The organism is Marinitoga sp. 1135 (assembly GCF_013363245.1).
Taxonomy (GTDB): Bacteria; Thermotogota; Thermotogae; order Petrotogales; family Petrotogaceae; genus Marinitoga; species Marinitoga piezophila.
On sequence record NZ_LBEZ01000024.1, the window covers coordinates 1 to 3,496 of the forward strand.

The following is a 3,496-nucleotide window of genomic DNA, read 5'->3' on the forward strand; positions in this document are numbered from 1 at the left end:
AAAGCACCAATCATTATTACAAGGAATACAACAATTAATACTGAAGTTTCCTTCCATACTGCGTCTGTAATTGCTTTTTTAGGTATTGCTGTGTAAATCATCCAGTCAGTGTCAGCTATTTTTGAATAAAAAGCAAATATAGTTTTTCCATTATAAGTATATTCTACAACACCTTTTTTATCTGTAGCTTTCTTGAAAAATTCCATATCTTTAACATTTACACCCCATTTTTTAGGGTCTGAATGCATTAAAATAATACCTTCGCTGTTTACAAGGTAAGAATATTCTTCCTTGAATACTTTATCATTTCCAAAGAATGTATCAACCAGTTCTTTTATTGATAAATCAATTGCAATTACTCCAATAATCTCATTTGTTTGTGGATCTGTAACTGTTTTTGATACGGTAATTAATATATCTCCACTTGAAGCATCTGCATATGGATCGGAAATAGCAACTTTACCGGGAGTTTTCATTGCGGCTTTGTACCATGGTCTTGATGTTGGATCATAATCATCTGGCAATTCTGCGTCTGGCTTCATAAGCATTGTTTTATCCTTTAATCCAATATATACCGATGCATAATGATAATTATTAACAATGTTATCAAACATTTTGAGCATCCAGTTTCGTTCGTCATATTTATTACTGTAAGAACCTCTTACATTTGCATCGTTTGAAAGCATATCGGTAAGATTTATAATGGGTTTAAAATATGTTTCGAGTAATTTTGCATTGGTATCAGTAACCGAGCGAAGATGTTTTTTGTAATTTTCAAAACTTTTGTTGTAATTATTATATGTACTGATACCTGTAAATAATAACATTGGAAGAACAGAAATTAGGATGATAATAGCAATCATCTGCGCTTTTAATGACTTCATAAAGATTCCCCCTTTAAAAAATTTTTTTATTGATTTTTATTATTAATATTGATGCCTTTATATGAGTGTATGTATTAATATTTTATCACATTTTCCGGTAAAATAAAAATCAAAAGAAATAATATAAATTTAAAAAACTCCCCTATTTTTTTAAAAAAACAGGGGAGTTTTGCAAAAGTATTAACATATAAATATATATCAATACATTTATATCTTGAATTTTTTTATTAAATCTTCCAATTTCCTTACAGATTCTTCTAAGATTTGAGATGTTTTTAGCAGTTCTTCGCTGCTTTTTTCTATATAAACAAATTCGTCTTTTGATTCTCTAACATACTCGTTCACATGAAGAACATTTTTTGACGCCTGATCCATAGCTGCTGCCATTTCTTCTGAAGAAGCGCTCTGTTCTTCTGAACTTGAAGCAAGGCTATCAACCATACTTACAATATTTACAACAGAATTCTTAATTGCCTCAAATTCTTTTGAAACCTCTGAACTCTTTTCTGAAACCCTTTCTATAATTTTTGAAACATTTAATGATTTCTGGCTAACAGCATCTGCTTCGTCTTTTATGCCTTTTAATAAGTCAGAAATATTCTCTGTGGCGTTTCTTGTTTCTTCTGCAAGTTTTCTAATTTCATCGGCAACAACGGCAAATCCTTTTCCTGCTTCTCCAGCTCTTGCTGCTTCTATTGCAGCGTTTAAAGCAAGAAGATTTGTTTGTTCAGCGATACTTATAATAGTATCAACTATTTCTCCGATATTTGCAGATTTTTCCTGTAAATTTTTAACGCTTTTTGTATTTTCTACTGCCGCATTTCTGGCTTCAGTGGCTATTTCTAATATTTCTCCAATACTCTTTTCTCCTGATTTTACAGAATTTTCAACATCTGTACTCTTTTCGCTTAAATCCTGTGCTGCTGAACTTACCATTTGAGCCGCAGAAGCAACTTCTTCAACACCAGATGTTGTTTCTTCAATTGATGATGCAGCGTTATCAGATTCTGTAAGAGCGATATTTAAAGTTTCTTCGACCTTTTGTGTAACGTCCTTTAGTTTATTTGAGGCATTTAAAAGATTATTTTTTTCTTTAATCAAGTTGGAATTTTCTGAGATTATTGATTTTATTAATAATCTTAAGGATTTTCTCATATTTTCAAGTGAATGTTCAAGATGTCCAATTTCAGATTTTGATGTAATTTTTATTTCTTCGTTTAATATGCCGTTTTCAATTTTTTTGATGTTATCAACAAGTCTGTTTATGGATTTTGTAACCAGCACTTTCATTATGTAGAATATAACAAATACAATAATAACAAGAATTAATAATAGAATAAGAATATTTTGTATAGTGGAGTTATATAATGATTCATAAATCTCATCTTCATAGGCTGTTATTACAACATATAAGTCGCCGCTCATTTTTTTCACATAAGCGATTTTTTTGTATAATTTATCAGAATTTGTAGATTTTGGAAAATAATATTCATAAAAACCATTTTCCTTTTCAATGGCAAGATCAACAATTTTTTTACCACTTTTTGGATCAACAGCAGTAGCTTCCTTTCCGATTTTAGATTTGTCCTTATATATAAAATATTTTCCATCTTTTGTATATACTATAGGATATGTATTATCTCCAATATATGATGTTGAGTATAATTTTTCATATAATGAATCAAGGAATTTTTTCTTTCTTTCATCTAATTTTTTATCTATATCATCAATATAAATTCCAGTTCCAACCATCCATTTAAATTCAGGAATCCAGAAAGCAACACCTAATTTTGGAAATAATTTATCTTCTGGTTCTCCAGGTTTTGACCAGTGGAAAAGCAAAATTCCATCATCATTATTTTTATAAGCCTCTTTGGCTCTGTTTATTAATTCTCTAAGTATATATATTCCGGTTTTATCTTTTAAATCATATAAATTTTTACCTTCAAGAGAAGGTTTAGCAGCATGCATAATATTTACTCCGTGTTCATCGTATATATAATAATATCCAGTTCCATTGTCATATCTTATTTTTCGAACAGCTTCTTTTGCAAGATTTTGAGCTTCTTCAAAGGACATTTCACCTTTTTTTGCTTTTTCTACATAGCTGTTAATTATATCTTTCACAACAGCATTTAAGGTTTTTAACCTTAAAATAGAGGCATCCATCATCTCTTCTTTTAATTGTTCTGTTCCTGTACGATATGTTTCCATTGTTGTAGCAATGTTTTCCACGCTTTGCTTTAATACGCCGTTTTTTACATATTGATCTGTCAAGTTTTTAAGGTTTTTATACATTGCAATACCGTTTATCAAAAATCCGACAATGATAACAATTGAAACAGATAAAATAACCTTAAACCCCAGCGTTTGATGAAAATTTACCTTTTTCATATTCCACACCCCTTTGAATTTTTTTTAATATAGAGATATTTGTAAATATTATATCATTAAATTTTAAAAAAAATACAATGGAAAAACTTTAAATTTGCGTAACGAAAAATATTTTTGATTTTGAGTTAAATAAAAAAAGCACTTCGGTATTGAAATCCGAAGTGCTTTAAATTTTAAATTTTAGATTTTAAATTGTTTAATAAGAGTATTAAGTTCTT

Annotated in this window: 2 protein-coding genes; both read right to left on the reverse strand. The window is 29.1% G+C overall.

Annotation, left to right across the window (positions count from 1 at the left end):
* Nucleotides 1–884: cache domain-containing protein (locus XO10_RS09580; RefSeq protein WP_175421436.1), on the reverse strand; the 884-nt coding region annotated here is incomplete at its 3' end.
* 207 nt (nucleotides 885–1,091) lie between these two features.
* Complete coding sequence (locus tag XO10_RS09585) at nucleotides 1,092–3,278, reverse strand: methyl-accepting chemotaxis protein (protein WP_014297376.1); 2,187 nt, start codon at nucleotides 3,276–3,278, stop codon at nucleotides 1,092–1,094.
* Nucleotides 3,279–3,496: the final 218 nt, after the last annotated feature.

Excerpts from the sequence above, each read along its gene's own strand:
- XO10_RS09585 (WP_014297376.1), bottom strand. The coding sequence starts at position 3,278 with ATGAAAAAGGTAAATTTTCATCAAACGCTGGGGTTTAAGGTTATTTTA.